The 19970-nt window shown below is 50.6% G+C and carries 15 protein-coding genes; 8 read left to right on the top strand and 7 right to left on the bottom strand.

Annotation, left to right across the window (positions count from 1 at the left end):
• Nucleotides 1–67: 67 nt before the first annotated feature.
• Nucleotides 68–1732 (top strand): cellulase family glycosylhydrolase, encoded by a 1665-nt coding sequence (locus tag R50912_RS03545; protein WP_081956362.1) that lies wholly within the window; start codon nucleotides 68–70, stop codon nucleotides 1730–1732.
• Between the two features lie 82 nt (nucleotides 1733–1814).
• Nucleotides 1815–2603 (top strand): nucleotidyltransferase domain-containing protein, encoded by a 789-nt coding sequence (locus tag R50912_RS03540; protein WP_042232491.1) that lies wholly within the window; start codon nucleotides 1815–1817, stop codon nucleotides 2601–2603.
• A 67-nt stretch (nucleotides 2604–2670) separates the two neighbouring features.
• Here the strand turns inward: R50912_RS03540 and R50912_RS03535 are convergent, their stop codons facing one another.
• The 5 genes from R50912_RS03535 to R50912_RS03515 are packed head-to-tail and all read right to left on the bottom strand — an operon-like array spanning nucleotide 2671 to nucleotide 7609.
• Entirely contained in the window at nucleotides 2671–3684 is a 1014-nt protein-coding gene (locus tag R50912_RS03535; RefSeq protein ID WP_042232489.1) for a Gfo/Idh/MocA family protein, read from the bottom strand.
• Nucleotides 3681–4874, bottom strand: a complete 1194-nt coding sequence (locus R50912_RS03530) for a radical SAM/SPASM domain-containing protein (RefSeq protein ID WP_042232487.1) — start codon at nucleotides 4872–4874, stop codon at nucleotides 3681–3683. Before R50912_RS03530 ends, R50912_RS03535 begins: the two co-directional genes overlap by 4 nt.
• Nucleotides 4874–5995 carry a glycosyltransferase family protein gene (locus R50912_RS03525; RefSeq protein ID WP_042232486.1) on the bottom strand — a complete coding sequence of 374 codons (1122 nt, stop codon included), beginning with the start codon at nucleotides 5993–5995 and terminating at the stop codon, nucleotides 4874–4876. Before R50912_RS03525 ends, R50912_RS03530 begins: the two co-directional genes overlap by 1 nt.
• Nucleotides 5996–6011: 16 nt before the next feature.
• Complete coding sequence (locus R50912_RS03520) at nucleotides 6012–7370, bottom strand: ATP-grasp domain-containing protein (protein WP_042232484.1); 1359 nt, start codon at nucleotides 7368–7370, stop codon at nucleotides 6012–6014.
• Nucleotides 7367–7609 (bottom strand): acyl carrier protein, encoded by a 243-nt coding sequence (locus R50912_RS03515; protein WP_042232482.1) that lies wholly within the window; start codon nucleotides 7607–7609, stop codon nucleotides 7367–7369. Before R50912_RS03515 ends, R50912_RS03520 begins: the two co-directional genes overlap by 4 nt.
• A gap of 157 nt (nucleotides 7610–7766) precedes the next feature.
• On the opposite strand from R50912_RS03515, the gene R50912_RS03510 reads away from it, so the two are divergent.
• From R50912_RS03510 to sstT, 3 genes are all read left to right on the top strand, one after another.
• Entirely contained in the window at nucleotides 7767–8687 is a 921-nt protein-coding gene (locus R50912_RS03510; protein WP_042232481.1) for an AraC family transcriptional regulator, read from the top strand.
• Nucleotides 8665–9672 carry a hypothetical protein gene (locus R50912_RS03505; RefSeq protein ID WP_042232479.1) on the top strand — a complete coding sequence of 336 codons (1008 nt, stop codon included), beginning with the start codon at nucleotides 8665–8667 and terminating at the stop codon, nucleotides 9670–9672. The genes R50912_RS03510 and R50912_RS03505 overlap by 23 nt, the downstream gene beginning before the upstream one ends.
• Nucleotides 9673–9977: 305 nt before the next feature.
• A complete protein-coding gene (sstT, locus tag R50912_RS03500; RefSeq protein WP_042232477.1) occupies nucleotides 9978–11222 on the top strand; it encodes a serine/threonine transporter SstT in 1245 nt (414 codons plus the stop codon).
• Between the two features lie 309 nt (nucleotides 11223–11531).
• On the opposite strand, the gene R50912_RS33020 is transcribed toward sstT, so the two are convergent.
• Nucleotides 11532–15560: an S-layer homology domain-containing protein gene (locus R50912_RS33020; RefSeq protein ID WP_052415961.1), complete on the bottom strand. Its 4029-nt coding sequence runs from the start codon at nucleotides 15558–15560 to the stop codon at nucleotides 11532–11534.
• A 599-nt stretch (nucleotides 15561–16159) separates the two neighbouring features.
• On the opposite strand from R50912_RS33020, the gene R50912_RS03490 reads away from it, so the two are divergent.
• The 3 genes from R50912_RS03490 to R50912_RS03480 all read left to right on the top strand — a co-directional run bounded on the left by R50912_RS03490 (nucleotide 16160) and on the right by R50912_RS03480 (nucleotide 18327).
• Nucleotides 16160–16624: a MarR family winged helix-turn-helix transcriptional regulator gene (locus tag R50912_RS03490; RefSeq protein ID WP_052415957.1), complete on the top strand. Its 465-nt coding sequence runs from the start codon at nucleotides 16160–16162 to the stop codon at nucleotides 16622–16624.
• A complete protein-coding gene (locus tag R50912_RS03485) occupies nucleotides 16611–17162 on the top strand; it encodes a GNAT family N-acetyltransferase (protein ID WP_197073031.1) in 552 nt (183 codons plus the stop codon). The genes R50912_RS03490 and R50912_RS03485 overlap by 14 nt, the downstream gene beginning before the upstream one ends.
• An 85-nt stretch (nucleotides 17163–17247) precedes the next feature.
• The gene (locus tag R50912_RS03480) at nucleotides 17248–18327 is read left to right on the top strand and encodes a heparan-alpha-glucosaminide N-acetyltransferase domain-containing protein (RefSeq protein WP_042232475.1); all 1080 of its coding nucleotides are present in this window, start codon (nucleotides 17248–17250) and stop codon (nucleotides 18325–18327) included.
• Between the two features lie 128 nt (nucleotides 18328–18455).
• On the opposite strand, the gene rlmD is transcribed toward R50912_RS03480, so the two are convergent.
• The gene (gene rlmD, locus R50912_RS03475) at nucleotides 18456–19970 is read right to left on the bottom strand and encodes a 23S rRNA (uracil(1939)-C(5))-methyltransferase RlmD (RefSeq protein ID WP_042232473.1); all 1515 of its coding nucleotides are present in this window, start codon (nucleotides 19968–19970) and stop codon (nucleotides 18456–18458) included.

Genomic DNA, 19970 nt, shown 5'->3' with positions numbered 1-19970 from the left:
ACGTTAACATCTTGATCGTATGCTATACAGTCTGACCTCACTGAAACCACTAAGAGGAGGAAAATGAATGTCGTTTGGGTTACGGAAACTCAGTGTATGGTTTGTAGCTTTGGTAATGCTGGCAAGTGCTTATGCGTATCCGGGTCATGAAGTGCAGGCTGAGGGTGCAACAGGCTATTACCACACCTCAGGCAACTCAATCGTGGATTCCGCCGGGAATCCGGCCGTATTCAACGGCCTCAACTGGTTCGGCTTCGAAACTGCGAACTACTCTCCGCATGGGCTGTGGTCCCGTTCCATGGATGATGTACTCAACCAGATCAAGACGGAAGGCTATAACCTGATCCGGCTGCCCTACTGCAACCAGATGTTCGATTCAGGCTCTGCAGCCAATAGTATCGATTATGCCAAGAATCCTGATCTGGCCGGTCTTACGCCGGTGCAGATTATGGATAAACTGATTGAGAAAGCCGGGCAGCGCGGCATCCGGATTTTCCTGGACCGGCACCGGCCGGACTCCGGTGGACAATCGACGCTGTGGTACACTGCGGCCTATCCCGAAACCCGCTGGATCAGTGACTGGGTGATGCTGGCCCAGCGCTACGCGGGTAACCCTACCGTCATTGGAGCCGATCTGCATAACGAACCGCATGGTACGGCAAGCTGGGGAACAGGTAATCTGTCCACAGACTGGCGGCTGGCCAGTCAACGGGCAGGCAATGCGATTCTCGCCGCGAATCCGAACTGGCTCATTATTGTCGAAGGCATTGAGACCAACGTTCAGGGCAACTCCAGCAGCTATTGGTGGGGAGGAAATCTGACAGGCGTGCGTAATTACCCTGTCACGCTTACTGTACCGGACCGGGTGGTCTATTCCCCGCATGATTATGGTCCCGGCGTTTCCCCACAGACCTGGTTCAGTGCTGCCGACTTCCCCAATAATCTGCCGAAGCTGTGGGACGATACCTGGGGATACATCAGCAAGGAACAAATCGCTCCCATCCTTGCAGGGGAATTCGGCGGACGCAGCGTGGATACTCTCTCAGTGGAAGGGAAATGGCAGAATGCGCTTGTAAGCTACATCGGCCAGAATAATCTCTACTGGACGTACTGGAGTCTTAATCCGAACAGCGGAGATACCGGCGGGCTGCTGCTGGATGATTGGACCTCCTGGAATGCGCCGAAGCAGGCTATGCTGGACCTTATTATGAAACCGGTCACCTTCACCCCTATTGGTGATCCAGGTGGACCTGGGGAAGGACCCGGGCAGGGCGACCCTCAAGCAAGCCTGCTCTACCGTGCCGGTGAGACGGGGACAGCCGTGGGCTCAATCCGGGCGAGCCTGCAGCTGAAGAACGAGTCCGGTACCTCTATTCCGCTGAATGAGCTTACAATACGTTATTGGTACAATCGAGATGGAAGCGCTGCACAGACCCTGGAATTGGATTATGCAGTCATCGGCAAAGAAAACCTGCTGACGCAAATCGTCCCCTTGGCTACACCGCGGACAGGTGCGGATACTTATGCGGAGATCGGGTTTACGGCAAGTGCAGGCTCACTCGCCGCTTCCGGCACAACCGGAGATATCCAGTTTCGCATTCACAACTCGAATTGGTCGAATCTCAATCAGGCCAATGACTACTCATTCCAGCCCGCCATCATCAGCTACGCCGCGAATGACCGCATCACGATCTATCATCAAGGCCAGCTGATTTATGGAATTGAACCCTAAATGTCTGAATTGACCATAGCTGGTGAGCCGTCTAATGGTTACGCTTAATGTGCAGGAGCACGTTAAGGGAGGATGAAAGAAGATGTATGCGCACCATAGACAGACGCTGGCGAAGCTGGTGGAGAAGCAGGAGAAGGATCCTTCCTGCCTGGCGGTAATCACCAGTGGTTCAGTAGCCCAGGGAACCGCCAAGGAGACCTCGGATGTGGATGTTCACCTGGTATTCACCGATGAAGCCTACACAGAGTATGACCGGAAGAATAGACTGTCCTACGTGGACCGGGAAGTCAGTACCTATGAAGGCGGATACGCCGATATCAAGGTGATCAACCTCCGGTTCCTGGAGCTTGCCGCGGGGCGGGGCAACGAGCCGACAAGGTATGCTTTTACCGGTTCAAGCGTTCTATTCTCCAGAATCCCGGAGCTGGGTGAACTGGTCGCCCGAATTGCGCTCTACCCTGAAGAGAGCCGGGAACGCAATCTGCGGGACTATTGCGCCCAGATCTTCCTGTACGCTTTCTATTTCGCCAAAGAAGCGGCCCGTAAGAACGACGCCTACCTGCTCGCTCACACAGCCAGCAACCTGGTCTTCTTCAGCGGGCGAATGATCCTGGCTTATAACCGCATGCTCTTTCCAAGCCACAAGGGACTGCTGGATGCCGTTGATGCTGCAGAAGCTAAGCCGAAGGACTTCCGTAAGCTCGCTGCAGAGCTGCTGCAGTCGCCCGGAGCAGATAAGAGTATGCGCTTCGCCGCGAAGGTGCTGGCTTTCTATAATCATGGCCTTACCTTCGAGCAGGCGCTGGGGATTTATGTGATCAACAACGAGCGCTCCTGGTTAGAGCAGCCCCCTTCCTTGCAGGACCGTTAACAACAAACAGCGACTCTCCGTTGATGGGGAATCGCTGTTTTGACGTTTGGGTTATTGGAAGATTGCTTCATAGACAGACCCGGCGCTGCTGCGCCTCGGCCATGATCAGGGATTGAAGGTGTACGCGTTCCCACGTATCCTCCAGCCTTTCTGCCCTTTGGCCGCTCATTATCTCCGTGAAAGCTTCAAGCTGGTTCACATAATAGTTCATCGGCTCGAATTCGCACAGGGTGCTGCGGTTGTCCGGCCGGTCATGCCGTATTTTGATTTTGTAGAAGCCTTTGACCGGCCGGAAGAAATCCGGGACCGTCAGCACCGTATGTTCGAAATACAGCGTATGCGAAGCCCGGAAAGGCAGCTCGAAGGAAGTGAGGCACTCGGCTTCCAGACCGTTCGTATATTGCAGCGCCGCCTGAAAGGTCCAATCACAGCCCTCCGGCCCGTCAAAAGCCGACTGCGCCCGGATCTCTCTGGGCTGAAGACCAACAAGGGTCTGCAGAAACTGCAGCCAATAGCAGCCCAGATCGGCAAAAGCGCCGCCGCCTTTCGCCTTAACACTGCGGTAATTCCCGGCATATCTGTCCCTGGCAGGTACGGATATTCTAGTACTGATCCTGTGGAGCGGACCGAATTGCCCGGAATCGACTATGGATTTCAAAGCCTGCTGCCAGGGGTGGAAGGCTATCATCAGACCTTCGGCGAGCTTCGGGGAGGCGGAGCTTTCCCGTACCAGCTGCAATCGTTCAGCTTCTTCGGGATGTAAGCATATCGGCTTCTCTACCAATACATGCTTCCCCGCCTCCAATGCCCGGACTGCCCATTCTGCATGAAGGTCATTGCTGAGTGCAATATATACCCCATCCAGATCACCAAGCTCCAGCAGCTCCTCCAGACTGCCCGCCACATAAGGAATCTGGTAAGCATCCGCCAGAGTCACTGCCTTTTCCCGTGTCCGGTTGGCAATTGCGGCTATCCGCACCTTCTCCACAACCCGCGCAGGCTCCAGCATGGCAGGTACAGCAATATTCGAGGCACCCAGGATACCGAGCCTATAGGCAGGTGAATCACACCCGTTCTTCATACATGTGTCAGGGCAGCATAAGTGTTCAGGTACAGCACATTGCATTTGGAGCAGGCCGGCGACAAGCCTTCATCCAGAATCCGCCGCAGCCTGTCATAGCGGGCTGAATTCCATATTTCCGTCAGCGGTTGCTCCTTCACATTGCCAATGGCCAGCTCGCCAAAAAATTTGCACGCACTCACCATCCCGTTCGGAGCAATATCCACCCTAGTACTGAGCGCCAGACATTTCGACGTACTGCGGGAGAGCATAGGCTTGCCGGCCACAAAATCCTCAATTTCATCAAAGTCGAGCCCCGGCTGGTAACGTATTCGGGTATTCTGCCAAGTGTTGCTGTTGATCCGTTTCAGGTCTTCGGTCAGCCTGGTGACATTCTCCGGCTTGATATGGTATTTGAAGGCATGCCAGCTGCTCCGGTGATCCGGCGGAAGCTCCGCCAGCCACTGGAAGTGTTCATCGTAGAAGCGGTCCATTTCAAGGCTCGTGTCCGCAGAGATATACCACGGGAAGCAGAGCAGTACCAGGTCGACGCCCTTGTGCTCAAAAAACTCCACCAGCTCATACAATCGGCCGATCATATTGTCATTAATTACATTGTGCACAGAGATCCGGCCGCGGAAGCGGCCTTGCCTGCGCAGCTCGAGCAGCCGTTCGACGCTGTCGATCACCTTCTGAAAGGAGCCTTTGCCGCGCAGCAAATCATGCTCCTCCTCGAACCCCTCGATCGGAATCAGCAGCTCCAGGTTGTCAGAGATTGCACACAGCTCCTCTTCATACTTAGGAATCAGATAGGCATTGGTACAGATCGTGGTGTCCCGGGGATGCTCTTGCAGGAGCTCCAGAATCTGCTTGGTATTCCGGTGAAACAGCGGCTCGCCGCCCCATAAATACAGGCGGGACTGCGCTTCATCCGTCTCCTCGAGCAGCCTCCGGATCATCTCCACATCCATATCGAGATTCTGCTCGGCAGTGTCCATATCATGATGATAGCCGGATTCATTCCACTGGTAGCAATGCTTGCAGCGGAGATTACAGCGGTTGGTCAGCTTCAGCGACATAATCTCCGGCATCACCGTCCGGAAGCCGGGATCATGCTTGCGTTCCCTGTGCGGGACCACGACATTCTTAATCGTACGTTTCAGAGCCTCAAAGGACTTGGCGTCCAGGCTCACTCTACTGGTAGGCTGCATTAGCTTCTCCCTTCTGCTGCGGATAGCTGCTCCGCATAGCTTGCCGCATAATCCGGATAACGGCCCCTGACTGACTGGAGGTTGTCCGCCAGCTTCCGCAGCGCCTCACGCTCAAAGCCCATCTCGGCCCACTCCCCGTAACGGATGCCGTACCCAAGCTCTACCCACAGATCGCTGTTAATCTTCTCATGCGGTCCGAAGGGGTCCAGCAGCACCAGCGGAGTGCCCGAAGCCAGGGAATCAATCAGGGCGCCGCCTCCCGGCTTGCTGATGACTGCGGATGCCTGCCGGATGACGCCATACATCCCGTCCTCGTAGTTATGGCAGGGCGGAAAGTGGTCTGCCTGGCTGACAGTTACCCCGGCAAAAGGCGGGAAGGTATACTGCCCGCTGCTGTCACGCTTCCAGGTCCGCCACTCCGGATCGTTCATATAATAACGTCTACCATGAACGGCCTCTCCAATCTCCTGAGTACTGTACGCGGCAATATCCAGTTCATACCCTGCCGACTCCAGGCTATCAAACTTCTCGCGGAAGGTGCCAATTCCCCAGCCGCCGCCGTGAACAACCAGTCTCCCGTTCCTGGCCGAAGCGGGCAGTGCTTCCGCGAGTCCGGCATCTATGCTGCACAGAATTTCGCATTTTGCGGGATCATACATGCTTACTTCGCGGTAGCCTTCCGCGTAACCGGGGTTCAGCCTGCGGAGGTTCTTCCATGACGGCGAAAGATCGGCGTCAATATAGAGCAGGTCAGCCTCCACAGGAAAGCCGGCCAGTTCACGGTACCGGTCCATGACATGAACCCAGTGCCCGGATAATACAATGAAGCGCTGCCGTTCTTGCTGCTTCCATTGCTGTAATAAATGTTCCACGGCCGCAGCATCCAGGCTGCCCCGGATATCTCCCGGTATTTTCTGCGAGGTCAAGGCGACGGCGAAGCTCTGCTGGTACGCTTTGCGGCTGTTGTCTGTCTGCTGTTTTTTGCTGTCGGACATGAGTGTTTCAAATACCTCAATCTCCGCCTGGATGCCAAGTGCGGTAAGTCTCCGTTCCAGAAGCAGGCCGGGGACATAGAAGCCCAGACCGAAACCAGAGCATAGAATCGTCACGGTGTTATTCATTGGAGGGTCCCTTTCTTTATCGCAGTATAGTGTAGCCCGAGCGCAGAAGCGATTCGTCCAGCTTGCGGGTGAGTCTGTGCTTGCTGTCTTCATCCCGGTAAGCGAGTGCTGCATACAGCTTGCCCTTAGTGGAACCGGCAGACCGGGACGGGTCAGGAGGCTGAAGTGTGCCCGAAGCCAAAGGAATCACTCCTTCCCCCGCTCCCCGCGAAAATAATATGCCTTCCCGCTCAAGCCGCCCCAGCAGATCTGCATAATGAACCTCGCCCATGGTTGCCAGCGGCACCTGTAACAGGCAGGTATGCATTCCCTCCTGCTTGAGCTGGCGGTCTACATTATGCTTGATCAGACTCATCGACTTCCGGGCATTGATCTCGACCAGAGGGGCGAGGCTTCCGTCACGCAGCAGCATGGAGTCCACGCATACATCACCGAAATAACCGTCTGCATACAGCTCACGCCCAATGCTGTGCATGATCTCCCAATAGTCCTCCCGGTCCAGCCTTTCGAGCAGAGCCGGCTCCGGAGAATGAGACTCTCCGAAGGCAAAGCCATGGTTGACCAGCTGCTGAACGGACAATATCGAGATCCGGCCTTCCGGGTCAATGTGAAATTGGCAGGAGAAGTCGGTCTCCCGGTCCAGCAGCGGTTCGAGCACAAACTTTATTCGTTTGTCCTGGTTCCGGCTGGATTCCAGGTACCCGGCAATCCGGCGCAAGATCCGCTCCGAGTCCACGAGCTGATTGCCTTTGCCGGATACACCATACTCATCCTTGATCAGCAAAGCCCCCTTCTCCAGCAGCGCTTGTCCGGATTGCAGCAGCTCTTCCACGCTATCAACGACAAGAGCGATATTCGGCAGCAGCAGCCTGTCCCGCATAGCAGCAGAGTAGGTTTTGGTGTTCACTCTGCGCACAGTCTGTTCATCCGGGAGAACGGGCTGAAGCTTATACCGCTTAACCGCCTCATGCGTTCCGGGAAGCACGGCAAAGGGCTCAAGCCATGCTCCTTCCGGTATTAACCTGTCCGGCTCCTGCCCGGGGTTCAGCCTGCCCAGCAGTTCGAATACATTCATTGCATTCATTGTATTCAGTACGTTCTGTGCTGTGCCAGATGCCTCCACGGCCAGGGTTAACGGATTCATATTGGTCTTGAACGAATAATCGAGAGATTGCAGATAATCATATTGAGCCTTGTTCATCCCATGACGGGTTAATAGAATATCTCCGCTCCCGCAGAAGACAAACAGCAGTTCATCCATGGCCTGCACGATAGCCAGAGCCTTCGCATCAGGAACGGATGGCAGAGCAGCCAGATCTTCCTCCCGCCAGTATCGCTCCGACTCCAGGCTGCCGCAATGTACAGCGTTCTTCATCGTACAGCAAGCCCCTCGACATACGCGGAGAAGCGGTCCACCGATTTCAAATGCTCAAGATCAAAGGTATCAAAGTCTACTTCGACATCGAATTCGTCTTCGATTCTCAGAATAAAGTTGATGATTTGCAGCGAATCCAGTGCGGCGTCCAGTGTCAGATCGGAAGCTCCGCTCAGCGTCTGAAGCAGGCCCGGCTCCTCCTTGATTTCCGCGATAATCTCAATAACCTTTTGCTGCATGTGTATACCCCTTTCAATATGCAAATTAGGAATTAATAGGATGAATATACCAAAATAAAGATTGTTAATATATGGTTGAATACGCCAAAATATTCAGATATACTAGGATGGATTCCAGAAGTCTATCTTAAGGAAGCAGGAAACGGAGGTTTGTGTTATGGAAGTTTTTCCGGTCTTTACTGGGGAATATCTATTTGACTCCTGTTCGCCGGTACAAATGCTCCTGACTCAGGAAACGGTCACTTCCGTACGTCATCAGCACGATTTTGTAGAGCTCGCCTATGTGGTTCAGGGGGAAGGCATCCACCAAGCGGATGAGGATAAAATGCAGGTTATGCAAGGAGATTTGTTAGTTATACCACCCGGGGTTTCCCATGTCTTTCAGCCGCAGGATCTGACCGGTGCAGAGCCGCTCCTCATCTACAATTGTATGCTCAGGCCTGAGCTTGGCAGGATGCTCAGCGGGCTGCCGGAACCCTTTTCTGAAGAAGAGATGCTCCCGCTCCTGAAGCTTCTGGAGGTGAAGCAATGGTTCGGGTATAGAGAGAGCAGCGTGGAGCTGGCCTTAGTACTCCGCCGTATGCATGAGATGCAGAGCTGCGGCTCCCTTGGGGACCCACAGCAGCTATACCCGTTGCTGTTCGAACTGGCAGACCTCATACTGCCCGCAGCCGCCATTCCGTTCGCTCAGCAGCCCGGGATGGACTATGATCCGCTGCATGACGTCATCCTGTATATGATCAGTCATTTCAGAGAGAAAATCACACTGAAGGAGATGAGCCGCCAGTTTGCGGTGAGCTCCCGCCAGTTTCAGCGATTATTCAAAATTAAGACCGGCAGGTCCTATATCCAGATGCTCCAGGAAATCCGCATGAAATATAGCTGCCTCCTGCTGATGTTCACAGAGCTTGGGATACAGTCCATTGCCCTGGAGGTCGGAATTTACGACATGAAATATTTCTACCGGCTATTTCGTGAATATAGCGGTATGACTCCTGCCTCTTATCGAAACCGGTTGCAGAGCCACTTTGTGTCGGCGAAGGAGATGATGAGCAGTGCTGAACATTGCTCCCATTAAGAGTACGCCCTATCCTACCCTGCGCAGCTGTATAGATGACTGTATCCAGTCTGTTGCCCAGTGGCAGGGCAAGGACATCAAGTGTATGTACGGCAATGCCTGGCAGATGTCCTTCGCAGAACAGCAGTCCCCGGATCAGCCGCTCATTGAGCGGCTAGCGCTGCCGCGGATCAGTACAGACTCTCTCTCTGCATACCATGGCCTTATGTTCAATTACATCGAACGGAAGGGGCTGGCGATGGAGAAGGACTTTATGCTTGACCTTCTGGAGAGAAGACTGTCTTCGGGAATGCCAGTGCTGGTCGGCTTCGATTCCTATGACTGCCCCTGGTGTGTGGCCTTCCGCAGGCTGCATACCAGCCATGCCTGCCTTGCGGTTGGACTGGATCGGCCCGGCAACATCATCTATCTGACGGATGCCTACTATGGCAAAGAGCTTGAGGCAATAGATTTCAATATCCTTGAGCAAGCCTGCCATTTCTATGCTACCTTTGAGCTCTGTGATACTTCGCGTTCCTACACAGATTGGGAGACAACACTTCATGAAATGCTGACGAATCCAGCCCATCAGGTTCAGCCCGGCGAGGTTGCTGCTAACCTCAGAATCTATGCCGATACCTATCTGCATACAGGAATTCCCGCTGACAACTCCGCCGAAGCCGGTTCCCGCCTCAAGCTGTACGCGAACGCCCTGCCCATCAGCCGGATCCGGTTCAGCCAGTTCCTGCAGCTGCTTAACCAAGAGGCCTCTGTTCCGGCACTCTCCCGGGCCGCCGAGGGCTACCGTCATGCAGGAGAGCAGTGGGATCTGATTAATCAATTCATGATCAAGGTGATGTGTTCCGGCAATAAGCCGGCCGGGCGGGTGAAGATTCACAGAAGAATGTGTGAAATCATCAATCTGGAGGAGCAGCTTCTGGAGGAATTGGTGCAATTGACGATGCAGGTGGACGGGCCCGGTAAGTTCATTAACAAGCATTATTAATGCTCCAAATGAAATATCTGAATTCAACCTTCTCTCCAAAGCTGTTGTGCCCACGCGGCTGCATCTCATGATCCCTCCTTCTATGAGTCCGGCTTTTATTGTTTTAATAGGAACCTACTGTATCTGGATGGTCTACACTTCTATGTGAAAAATTACGCACAGTTTCTCCCACTCTTACATAGAAGGTTATTTCCGTGTTAAACTAGCCTAAATATAATTGCCTTAACATAGTAAAGCGGCTATGTATCAACATAGTAAAGCTGTAGGGCTTAGTTATATTTCCATATTGATACCGGAGGGAATACATGAACGCTTTATTGCTCAAATGGAATCAAGTAAGCCTAGTAAAACGAATATTTGTGGGGATCATAATTGGTAGTATCCTGGCTTTAGCGTTTCCTGATGCAACAGGCTTCACCATTTTCGGTTCCTTGTTTGTATCCTCATTAAAGGCCATCGCGCCTGTATTGGTCCTGCTCTTAGTGATGACTGCTATCTCGCAGCATAAAAAGGGCCACCAGACGAATATGAAGTCGATTATTGCTCTATATGGGTTAAGTACTTTTTTGGCCGGTCTAACTGCAGTTATTGCAAGTTTTATCTTCCCGGTGAGCTTGTCACTTGTAACGGGTGCGGACGACCTATCTCCACCTGACGGGATTATAGAAGTACTGAAGAGCTTGCTGTTTAAGGTTGTCGACAACCCAGTAAACGCCCTAATGAATGCCAACTATATAGGTATCCTGACTTGGGCTCTCCTTCTTGGTATAGCTCTAAAAGGTGCCAATGATAGTACAAAAATAATGCTCACTAACTTTTCTGATGCGGTATCCCATATCGTTAAGTGGGTAATCAACCTGGCGCCTCTGGGCATCATGGGACTTGTGTATGATTCTATTACAGCCAATGGACTTTCATCCTTGCTTGATTACGGTAAACTACTTCTCGTGCTTATTGGTTGTATGTTATTTATAGCGCTTGTTGTTAACCCAGTGATTGTATATCTGAAAATCCGCCGAAATCCTTACCCGCTTGTTCTTTATTGCCTGAAGGAAAGTGGGATTACGGCATTCTTTACTCGCAGCTCTGCTGCAAACATTCCAGTCAACATGAGCTTATGTGAACAATTGGAGCTTGATAAGGATACCTATTCGGTGTCCATTCCCTTAGGTGCTACCATTAATATGGCGGGTGCAGCGGTTACGATTTCCGTCTTGACTCTCGCTGCTGTTCATACAGTCGGCATTGAAGTGGATTTTGGCACAGCACTTATTCTTAGTATCCTATCTGCCGTAGCTGCTGCTGGGGCCTCAGGCGTTGCTGGAGGGTCGCTCTTACTGATTCCTCTAGCGTGCAGCATATTCGGCATTTCGAATGATGTTGCCATTCAGGTCGTTGGTGTAGGTTTCATCATCGGCGTGTTGCAGGACTCTTTTGAAACTGCGCTTAATTCTTCCTCGGACTTACTCTTTACTGCAACCGCTGAATATGCGGAAAAACGTAAAGAAGGAGGAGTTCGTGTTAATACGAAAAAAGTGACTGACCTATAGGTCAATGGCAGAATCCCCTCAGCAATATTCTGGAACGCATGCATGACCGAGGCTTGGATTAATCCATTCTCAAGGGTGGAAATGGAAATCGAGCGGACAACCTACGCTATATCCGCTTCCACGATCTGCGCCATACCTCAACAAGTCAAAAACGCAAAAATAAAGACGCTACGGGGAGCAATTCCCGAGCGTCTTCTTGCGTTCTTTTACACGCTTGTGCTTAATCCCGTATATCCATATTTTCGCCGCACATAGCAAAAACCGTGCCAGCAATAGCTGTCACGGTTTCCACATTCTTATGCGAATCTCTTATTTATTATACAGTCTGTAGAGGAATACCGCAGCTTCTGCTTTGGTGGTGTTGCCGGCCGGATTGACTTTGTTACCGCTGCCTTCGATCAATCCTTCCTTCACCATGGCAGCTACGCTGTTCACCGCATAGGAAGCCACTTTGGACTTGTCAGAGAATTTCTCCAGATCCTCAGCCGCACCCGGGTTATTCAACTTCTTCTCCAGCTTCAAGGCTCTTTCGGTCAACACCATCATGTCCTGTCTTGTGATCTTAAGAGCGCTGCCGAATCTGCCGTTGTCCAGGCCGTTCGTAATACCAAGTGCTTTGGCTATGGCAATTTCATTATAGTAGTAAGCATTCTCTTGCACATCGCTGAAATTCCCATTTCCCTTGGCAGTCAAGCCAAGTGCCCTAACGAGGGAGTACAGGAAATCTGCTCTGGTGATCTCGGTTGACGGATGGAATTCACCGCCCTCAGTCTTGAGAATATCCTTGGACGTCAGGACTTCGATTGCGTTCTTGGCCCATGCTGCCGTTCCGAGATCTTTGAATGTCCTGGATACGTAAGCTACCGCGAAGTCGCTGAAATGAGTAGTTGTGAAGGTTACCCTACCGGTCTTGGAAGCATACCGTCCGCTTGGTACAGTCATCACATTCCCGCTTCCGTCAATGTACCAGACCCCAATCATTTCGGGATTCTTCAAATCATCCGCAGACGGCTTGTAAGGCACGGATACCGTCACAGGGGCATCCGGATTGCTCCAGGCTGCTTCTTTTCCGTCCACCTTAAGGCTAAGCTGAATGACCGGCCTATCGCCAAGAGCCGCCTTCACTTCCGCCGGGAGCCCTGACTTGTCGCCTTTTCCAATCTCCAGCGCTACTTCCTTACCGCTGCTTTCAGTCACGCCTGTCAACATATTCCCGGAAATGACGACCTGACCGAATTCTGTGGAAATGGTGAGTTTGTCATCCTTGGTTCCGCTTGTCAGTGCTGCAGCAGGCAAGCCGACCGAGTATGAATTCACTCCTTGCGCGGCAGGAATGTCCAGGGTAACATTTTTCTCCATGAATTCCTTTGCTTTTGCCAGATCCGATACCTTAACCAATGCTGTACCCTTGTTCACTGTCGCCTGCATGGTTACTGTCTGACCCTGTACCACTGGTGCGGAAGGGGCAGGTGTTGCAGAAGCTGCAGGTGCAGGGGCTGAAGGTACTTCAGGTGCAGGCGTTGAAGATGTTGCAGGCGTAGGTGTTGCAGATGGTGTTCCTGGTTCCGGAGTGGACGGAGTCTCCGTCTTGCCATTGACTACTTTTAGAGTGTACGTCTTGACCCTGCCGTCTGCACCTGTTACCTCAACCTTTATATCCGTTCTTGTTCCAGGTGTCAGCGCTATAGCTTCGGAAGCTGTACCGCTTGCAACCACCTTATCGTTCACTTTAATGGATGACCTGCTGTCTGCCGCTGCCGCTGTCACGGTAATGCTGTCAGCATCCTTTAGAGAAACATCGTACTCTGTGGTGGCTGTGTTGAACGCAGGCTGGAGTGTTCCCGCGCTCAGTGTCAAGCTGCTGAGGTCCGCATTCACACTGCCGGGTCTATAGACTCCAAGATCGCCAAGGTCAATGACATCGTTCTGAATTTTCTCGAATTCGCCTGTAAAAAAACCATCCAGATACGAATGTCCAAGAATGAATCTGTCCGGTTTCATGGCGCCATAGTAGCCGGCATTTGCATTGCTCTGACCGTCAAACAGGACATAGCTTCCCTGCCATCCGGAACCGGATACTCCCCAGCTGATGATGTGATCGATATACGGGGCGAACTTGTTAAACGTTTTGTACAGCAGCGCGTACTGATAACCAAGGGCATCCGACTGTCTCACATTGAGCACTGCGGGAGCGGTCGCGCCTCCTCCGGGGGCATCGGTCGGTACCTTAAGGTCAAGCTCTGAATAAGTAATACCTGATAGCAGGCCCCGGTCAACGAGAGAGGCATAGAGGGCCATCGCATATTGGTTATCGCTCGCAAGGGTCTTCCCCACCGCATCGTGTCCCTGGATACCGATATCTTCGATCAGGGGTCTTCCGTCATACAGCGGATCGGAACGCCATGCGGTATTTAATTCGAGAACCATATTGTATACTGTTCTCGCTTTGCTGCGGGTCGCAAGTCCGTAATCGTTATAGGTCAGCTTCGGTGGATTGTCAACGATGTAAGTGTCAATGCTGCCGTCGTTGTCGTGTCCATCAAGCTTCATGTACTCCGGAAGATTAGTGTAATTGGCTTTGTAAGCTGCCGCCATCTTGGCGTTGGGAGCCGCGATGTGCGCGTTTTTGAAGAGCAGGTAAATGTAATGGTCGGTGATGTCGCCGCCAATCTGATCATCCGACATGGCAGCAAGCCAGTTGGTATGTTTCAGGCTAGTTCTCCAGCTGTTCGCATCCCCGGGGATGAGTTCGCTGTGGCGGCTCTCGTGAACCTCTTCGTTGAGTACATCCCAGGAATTAAAGGGAATGACGCCACGGGATTCGCTGGAGCCGTACTTCGTATCTGTGGTCAGGAAGTGCCGCATCACATACATGGTGTGGTTGAACTGCACCCTTCTCGCCATTTCTTTGTCTACCTTGACCGTAGTTGTGACGCCGTTGCCCAGTCCGTAGAAATCGGTCCCGCCATTATACCCGGAAGTAAGGTTCGCGGGAATCATCTGTGTCATCCATCCGGGGGCCTGGTTGTACCATGCCAGAACATGGCCGTGAGACTTGTACTGTCCGGGAGTTCCGGAATCCCTGATCGCCTGATAAGAATTGGTCGGGAAGCTATATTCCGCTAATCCAGGGGTAGTGGTTGCGCCGTTCAGGGCCTCGCCGCTAACGCTTTTCAGCCACTCCGGGCCACGGGGATGCGTACCATCGGCCTTCAGATTGTTGCCGTCGACGAAGATTTCATAGTGATTGGCGCGGGTTCCGGTTACGGGTCCCGTGCCGATCGCGCCGACCATGAACAGGCCATTCTCCTTATTGTACAGACTCTTTAGAGGCGCTACGGCACTCTGGTTTTCCTTGTTGACTACACTCGGAAGTGCAACGCCACTAGGATCAGGTGCGGTAATCTCAATGTTGGCGACAAGCAGCATACCGGTTTCTGCAGGACGGGCATTCTCGCCATGTAGCTCAAGAATGAAGTTCGAGGAATTGCCCGTTGAGGCAGTAATGCTGTGATGCGCCTTCAACCAGGATTCACCGTTGTAGCTGCCCACCCAGTCAGGATTCAGGTTGTTGTACTGGTAATCCCTAAGATAGGTATCGAGGTTAGTGCCCGTATTTCTGATTCTCCATCTCATGAATTTGCCTTGCGCACTCTTGGGATAGTAGACATCGAATTCAATCGTTGAACCCTCTGTGACATTTACGGCCGGGGACAACGGGGATTCCAGACTTATACCGCCGAACGTGCTTTTTCCGTTATGTGCGTAATGAATCTGGAGCACTTCAGCTTTACCTTGGGAATCTGCAAAAGGATACGGGATCGTCTTGAACGTGCCGCCGGCAAAGTCAGCGGGGACACGGTTGTCAAGCGGAGTTCTGGCCGTCCAGGTATTCGTGGGCGCGGTAACTTTTACAGGAACCTTACCCGGACCCGGATCAAGACGGAAATAAGGATCGGAGCCGTCTGACTTAATATTTTCATTGAAAGTGACTATGGCTGCTTTAAGAATGGCTATAGCTTCGTCGGCGGGAGTGTTCACATTACGCGCGAGCTCAAGCGCATCATTAAGAGCTTGGAGTTCGTCGACATGCACCCAGGGCAAAGCCTGGTTCACATCAGAACCATAGACGGAACCATAGACAGACTGGCTGACTTGGAGCGGAAATTCCGGATTGCCGGTTTTTAGGGCTTCGGCTTGAGCAATGAGGTCGCTCAGTTCAACTGGCAATTCTTCTCCGGCCGCAGCAGCCGGGACAGGAGTATACGTGAATACGGAGAACAACATGATGATGACTAGGAGGCGGGAGATGCTGATTACACATTTTCTACTGTTCATCTTAGTCTGACTCCTTTTCTTGAGGAAGTCTCTAAAGTCTGGCTATAGAGTTACCCCAGTTAAGATGCTGTTTCGGGGAAAATATCGTATTTGTTAATATTTTCTCCTTGGGTTACGTCATGTCTGACTTGCGATCAATGCACACCTCCCTTTGAACATAAATGGTAGACAAAATTTGAAAACGCATTCACAAAAGTTGACGGTTAGAAGGCCTCGATGATCTACAGCACTGACAGTTGAATGCAGCCCAGCTTTCGCTGACTACACCGATCCGTCAAAACGTCTTGCGCAGTAACCGCACGTTGCCCTTCCCTTCCAAATGTTAATTGTATACGCTTTCTCCAGCAGTGCTTAAACGCCAATTACTCCCTGTAACAATTTTCATATTAACAACAGGAAGGGAAAGTCTAAATACGGGTAATGCACGAATGATTTTAATATAAAACGAAAATAGACCGGCCCCTCTCTCGCAAAGGCATGCGGTCTTGTAATTAAGCGAAATCAGGAGGTGCGCTGCACATGGATAATGAACCCTTGACAATAATACGATATCGTATTATTGTAAATCCGATATCGTATTATTATTAAGGAGATCAACTATGAATTCTGAACGCACAAAAATACTAAACTTTATGATTGCAATCAATAAACTAGACGGCTTATATTACTCTATTGCTAAGCAAATAGGGGTCCATGAGAATGAATTTGTGCTATTATACGCCCTTTCAGACAGGAAACCACATACACAACGCCAAATCTGTGATGAATGGCAGGTACCTCGCACAACGATCAACTCAGTCACTCGGAAATTTGTAAAGTTAGGATATATAGATCTTGTTCCTACCGGTCATAAAGAAAAGGAATTATCGTTAACAGAAACTGGAAATGACTATCTTACAACCATCTTTTCAGATGTTTTCGCCGCTGAAAGTGATGCATTTAGATCCACTTTAGAGCCATGTGTAGACATTGTGACACATGTCATTTCAGAATTTGTCGTATCTCTTGAAACATCACTGAACAATATCAAACAGGAGAAGGTAAAAAAAAATGAAAATGAATGAACTCATCTTCGAACCCGTCATTGAATCCGGATTAACGTCGTTTAAAAAGAGACTCCAGCATGCATTTTCTCTAGCCATAATAGTCATGGATGAAGATGCTTCTGACAAGCTTATTCCACCCGACCAAGATATTGAGAGAAATTTTTATAGCAAAGGAGCAGAAACTTATAACATCTACAAGAGCGGCCATCGTATCGGCGGCGTTATTGTGTCTATTAATGACGTAACAAACCATAATCATTTGGACTTTTTCTTTATCGAACCAGAACATCACAGCAAGGGCATTGGTTTTGAAGTGTGGCAAGCAATCGAAGAAAAATATCCCAATACTCTAGTCTGGCAAACTGGTACACCTTACTTTGAAAAGAGAAACATCCACTTTTACGTGAATAAATGCGGCTTTCAAATCAATGCATTTTACAATGAACACTATCCAGATCCCCATTTCCAACATGAAGACCCTTCAGATGATCATGATGGGTTTGATGATGGGTTCTTTAATTTTATAAAGATCATGAAATCCAACAATCATAAATAGATAAACTGCATAAAAGAGGCCCATTACCCCCATTTAATACAACTTGGAGTATAAGATCATACTTCACACTTATAAGGAGAATACTATGTTAAAAGTTATTTATTTAAGAAGCTTCTTTTCGGAAGAAGCTGTAAACACTGGGCGTCAAAAGGAATTGGATATTGCAAAAGGTCTCGCAGTTATTTTTATGATATGGCAACATATTCTTGGTGTATTTGAAGTACCAACCTATAGTGCTTTTGAGGATTTCGCTGTCAGTATTTTAGGCTCTCCTTTTGCTGCTCCTGTCTTTATGTTTACTATGGGGATGGGCATTACCTATTCCCGTAAGAACCACCCATCTGATTTATTTAGTAGAGGATTACATCTCTTTGTTATTGGATTTGTTCTGAATGTCTGCAGGTGGATCATCCCTGAAACAATACGAACATTTATTGCTGGAGACGCATTCAATATGACTGCACTTCATAACTTTTTTATGATGGATATTCTCCAATTCGCAGCTTTGGCATTTATTTTTATTGGCATTGTCAAGAAATTAAATATTCCTTCCACAGCCGTTATTGTCATCGCCCTCATTTGTTCACTCTTAGGAGATATTTTTTTGTTCAAATCAGACAATTTTCTCATTGCTGATATCGTTGGTCTAATCATACCGACAAATGGCAATGTGACCTTTCCATTTGTGAATTGGATTATTTTTGTTGTCTCAGGGTTTTATTTTGCTCACTTATATCGGTATTTAAAAGATAAAAAAGGCTTCTTCTTTAAGGTCACACCACTCGCCCTCGCCATCTCATTAACCTATATCGCTTATTGTTTTATCGCTAAAAAGGGTATGTTTGTTGATGAACATTCATTCTTCTTTATGACATTCACAGGTATGATTTTTAACATTATCTTGGTAATAGGATGGATCGGACTACTCTATTTATTATTTAATCAAACCAAAGGTCCAGTGATAGCCTTCATGACTGGCTTAAGCAAAAATATAAATTCAGTCTATGTCATCCAATGGACCATTATCGGATTCTTATCAACAATTTTTTCCATTTCTCTATCGCACTTCACAGAAATCATCCTTCTTGTTTCAATACTACTGACTTCTTATGGCTTAAGTTTCGTATGGTTAACAATAAAAAAAAGTAAAAAGCAACTGCACTGAACGCTCATTCACTTCATTAGTAATATACACTTGTTCCTATAATAGTGCGTGGATATTTCCACAATTAAAAGCCACTGAATGTGCAATATAACACTCAGTGGCTTCATACTCATTGATATGACTTTGTTTTATCTTCTTTCTAACTTCACTACCGACTCCACATGCACCGTATGCGGGAACATATCCACCGGAGTGACCTCCACGGTTCTGTACCCGCCATCCTCCAGCACCCGCAAGTCCCGGGCCAGTGTCGACGGGTTGCACGACACGTATACTACCCGCTCCGGCTTCATTAGCAAGATGGTCTCCAAGAGGCGCGGGTCGCAGCCCTTGCGCGGGGGATCGACGACGATGACGTCCGGGGTGATGCCCTGCTCTTTCCAGGCAGGGATGACATCCTCTGAGGCACCAACTTCAAACTTCACATTGCTCATGTTGTTAAGCTTCGCGTTCGCGCGGGCATCCTCTATAGCTTCAGGCACAATTTCCACCCCGTAGACCTGGTCTGCATGCTGGGCCAGGAACAGCGAGATGGTTCCGATGCCGCAGTAGGCATCAATTACAGTCTCGCTTCCGGTTAACGCAGCGTATTCCAGGGTTCTGCCGTACAGTACCTCGGTCTGGACCGGGTTCACCTGGTAGAAGGAACGCGCTGAGATAGCGAACTGCACATCTCCGATATAATCGTAGATGACATCGCTGCCCCATAAGACGCGGGTATCGTTACCGAAGATTACATTAGTCTTCTGGGTGTTAATGTTCTGGCAGATGCTCGCCACTTCAGGAAGCTGCTCACGGATACTGCCGAGCCAGGCATCCAGATGCGGGATATCCCGGCCATTCGTAACCAGCACCAGCATCATCTGGCCGGTGCGGAAGGCCTTCTTCACCACAACGTGGCGCAGCAGCCCGCGGCCGGTCTCTTCGTCATAGGCGGTAATGCCAAGCTCACGGCCAAGGCTCTTCACGGCAGCAACGACCTTGTCATTGTCTTCATGCTGAATCAGACAGGTCTCCATGTCGATGATCCGGTGACTGCCGCGTGCGTAGAATCCGCCGACCAGACCGCCGTCGGTCACGCCAATCGGCACCTGAGCCTTGTTGCGGTAACGCCAAGGCTCGTCCATGCCAAGGGTAGGCAGGACAACGATTCCTTCGTTCAGGGAATCCGCAGCCATTGTACTTGCCACATTAGCACCTGCACCCGGAGACCCTGCAGCACCTGCGTTTGGCACACCCGCAACCTGCAGCTTCCCGATCCGCTCCAGGTTGTCCACCACCAGCTGCCGTTTCCACGCCAGCTGGGCGGTATAATCCATATGCTGCAGCTGGCAGCCGCCGCATTGATCATAGATCGGGCAAGGCGGCCCTATACGGTCGGGGCTAGCCTGTACCAGCTCCATCAGCTTGGCATAGCCATACTGCTTCTTGGTCTTCAGCACTCTGGCGCGGACCTTCTCACCGGGGAGAGCGCCCTGCACAAAAAGGGTAAAGCCCTCTACGCGGCCTACCCCTTCACCTTCATGGGTCATGCCGATAATATCGAGCAGGACCTCATCATTCTTAATCACTGGCAGTCCGGCGACAGAGGCCGGTCCTTGTTCCCGGCGGCTTGCGCTGCGCCCGCTGCGGTGTTTACTCAT

Origin of the sequence: Paenibacillus sp. FSL R5-0912 (assembly GCF_000758605.1) — a bacterium.
Classification (GTDB): domain Bacteria; phylum Bacillota; class Bacilli; order Paenibacillales; family Paenibacillaceae; genus Paenibacillus_AQ.
The sequence above is the reverse complement of the archived record's forward strand: the minus strand, read 5'-3'. Positions and strand labels throughout refer to the sequence as shown.

Coding starts and splice junctions, on each gene's coding strand:
- R50912_RS03545 (WP_081956362.1), top strand. CDS start 68: ATGTCGTTTGGGTTACGGAAACTCAGTGTATGGTTTGTAGCTTTGGTA.
- R50912_RS03540 (WP_042232491.1), top strand. CDS start 1,815: ATGTATGCGCACCATAGACAGACGCTGGCGAAGCTGGTGGAGAAGCAG.
- R50912_RS03535 (WP_042232489.1), bottom strand. CDS start 3,684: ATGAAGAACGGGTGTGATTCACCTGCCTATAGGCTCGGTATCCTGGGT.
- R50912_RS03530 (WP_042232487.1), bottom strand. CDS start 4,874: ATGCAGCCTACCAGTAGAGTGAGCCTGGACGCCAAGTCCTTTGAGGCT.
- R50912_RS03525 (WP_042232486.1), bottom strand. CDS start 5,995: ATGAATAACACCGTGACGATTCTATGCTCTGGTTTCGGTCTGGGCTTC.
- R50912_RS03520 (WP_042232484.1), bottom strand. CDS start 7,370: ATGAAGAACGCTGTACATTGCGGCAGCCTGGAGTCGGAGCGATACTGG.
- R50912_RS03515 (WP_042232482.1), bottom strand. CDS start 7,609: ATGCAGCAAAAGGTTATTGAGATTATCGCGGAAATCAAGGAGGAGCCG.
- R50912_RS03510 (WP_042232481.1), top strand. CDS start 7,767: ATGGAAGTTTTTCCGGTCTTTACTGGGGAATATCTATTTGACTCCTGT.
- sstT (WP_042232477.1), top strand. CDS start 9,978: ATGAACGCTTTATTGCTCAAATGGAATCAAGTAAGCCTAGTAAAACGA.
- R50912_RS33020 (WP_052415961.1), bottom strand. CDS start 15,560: ATGAACAGTAGAAAATGTGTAATCAGCATCTCCCGCCTCCTAGTCATC.
- R50912_RS03490 (WP_052415957.1), top strand. CDS start 16,160: ATGAATTCTGAACGCACAAAAATACTAAACTTTATGATTGCAATCAAT.
- R50912_RS03485 (WP_197073031.1), top strand. CDS start 16,611: ATGAAAATGAATGAACTCATCTTCGAACCCGTCATTGAATCCGGATTA.
- R50912_RS03480 (WP_042232475.1), top strand. CDS start 17,248: ATGTTAAAAGTTATTTATTTAAGAAGCTTCTTTTCGGAAGAAGCTGTA.
- rlmD (WP_042232473.1), bottom strand. CDS start 19,970: ATGAGTAAACACCGCAGCGGGCGCAGCGCAAGCCGCCGGGAACAAGGA.